1 protein-coding gene is annotated in these 1526 nt (G+C 66.9%); it reads left to right on the top strand.

The features are described 5' to 3' along the window. Positions 1 to 173: 173 nt before the first annotated feature. On the top strand, positions 174 to 1478 hold the full coding sequence (locus AC3DE3_RS17110) for an integrase core domain-containing protein (RefSeq protein ID WP_488370820.1): 1305 nt from the start codon (positions 174 to 176) through the stop codon (positions 1476 to 1478). Positions 1479 to 1526: the final 48 nt, after the last annotated feature.

Genomic DNA, 1526 nt, shown 5'->3' on the forward strand with positions numbered 1-1526 from the left:
TTCCCAGCGCACCCCCCCTCTGAGGCGTACGTTTCGGCAGCGTAAGTCAGTGGGACAGCGCATCCGGCGGAGGGTGTGTCATGTCGATGGACATCGGTGACAGTTCTGCCTAAGGACATCGGTGACACTTCCAAAGGTCTTGGTGGTGACACTTGTGCCGCTGAGATGAGGGGGTGGCTAGAAACCAACCCATTGATCCTCGTGTCCGGCTGGCGATCGCGCAGTGGCCTGACGATGCCCCTCGCGGGGCGGTGACCTCGTTCTGCGCCGAGCACGCGATCTCGCGGAAAGCGTTCTACGAACTGCGGGCCCGAGCTCGGACTGAGGGGCCGGCAGCGGTGCTCGAGCCCAAATCGCGCCGGCCGCGTTCGTCACCGACCCGGATCAGTGAGCAGGTCAAAGACGAGGCGGTCGCGGTCCGGGCCACGTTGCAGGCCTCGGGCCTGGATCACGGGCCGATCAGTGTGCACGAGCGGATGAAGTCCATGGGCGTGGCCGCGCCGTCGGAAGCGGCCCTGGCCAGCATCTTCCGGGAACGCGGGGTGGCCCGGGCCGATCCGCGCAAGCGGCCCCGTGCGGCATGGCGACGGTTCGTCTACCCGGCTCCGAACGCGTGCTGGCAACTCGATGCCACCGAGTACGTCCTGACCCGGGGCCGCAAGTGCGTGATCTTCCAACTCCAGGACGACCACTCCCGCCTAGCGGTGGCTTCGCTGGTGGCGCGCAGCGAGAACAGTCGCGCCGCGGTCCAGGTGTTCGACAAGGGCGTGGCCGCCTACGGGGTGCCGCAGCGTCTGCTCAGCGACAACGGGGTGGCGCTGAACCCCTCCCGCCGGGGCCGGCAGGGCATGCTGGTCGCCCACGTCCAAGCTCTCGGGGTGCAGGCGATGACCGGCAAGCCCGGCAAGCCCACCACGCAGGGCAAGAACGAACGCTTCCACCAGACGCTCTTTCGCTGGCTCGATGCCAGGCCGATCGCCGAGTCGATCCAGGCCCTGCAACTACTGGTCGACGAATTCGACCTGATCTACAACACCCAACGCCCCCACCAGGCACTACCAGGACGTATCACTCCTCAGCAGGCGTGGGACGCAACCCCGGCCGTGGACCCACCCCGACCCATACCAACTCCAGCGGCCATTGACCTGCCCCGCACCGACCCCGCAGCCGTGCGAGCGCTCGAGGACGCCAGCCGCACGAACACTCAGGTGCGCACCCTGCCCGAAGGCCACGATCTGTGCGCAGTCGGCACGACCGGCACCCTGCGGTTTCGCGGCGTCATCTACTACACCGCCCACCGAGTCGGCGGCCAGAAGGTCCTCGCCGCCTGGGACGAACACGGCATCTCTTTCGCCGACCTCGACGGCGAACTCATCTGCCAATACGCATGGCCAGCAGAGGGAACCCGCTACGTCGGCAGGACCGCCCCACCACCCAACCGACCCCCACAACACCCAGAAGTGTCACCGATGTCCTAAGGCACCAACTGTCACCGATGTCCTTAGGCAGAACTGTCACCGATGTCC

It is taken from the genome of Dietzia sp. IBK-p2-16D, assembly GCF_057773085.1.